Origin of the sequence: Chryseobacterium mucoviscidosis (genome assembly GCF_002177115.1) — a bacterium.
Lineage (GTDB): Bacteria > Bacteroidota > Bacteroidia > Flavobacteriales > Weeksellaceae > Chryseobacterium > Chryseobacterium mucoviscidosis.
This window is the reverse complement of the sequence record NZ_MVAG01000161.1, coordinates 1-230: the sequence shown is the minus strand read 5'-3', so window position 1 is coordinate 230 and position 230 is coordinate 1. Positions and strand designations below refer to the sequence as shown.

Below are 230 nucleotides of genomic sequence, written 5' to 3'. Positions count from 1 at the left end.
CTCCCGATGGAGGCACGTTTATGAAATTGCAGGGAAAGCTGATATTGAATGCCATAGTTTCGTTACTGTTATGCCTCGCGCTGGTCGCTTATATCATTATTCAATTATTGAGCATGAATGCCAAAAACCAAAACCTGGTGCCTGCCATGTTAAAGGTTACTGAGCTGAACGCAAACCAGATACAGACCGAGCAGGCGCTCGATGTATATTCGTTCTCCATGACAGCTGGT

1 protein-coding gene is annotated in these 230 nt (G+C 45.2%); it reads left to right on the top strand.

What is annotated here, in order from left to right; all coding sequences use genetic code 11:
• The coding region (locus B0E34_RS22840) for a hypothetical protein (RefSeq protein ID WP_228423112.1) at positions 1-230 on the top strand (230 nt) is incomplete at both ends.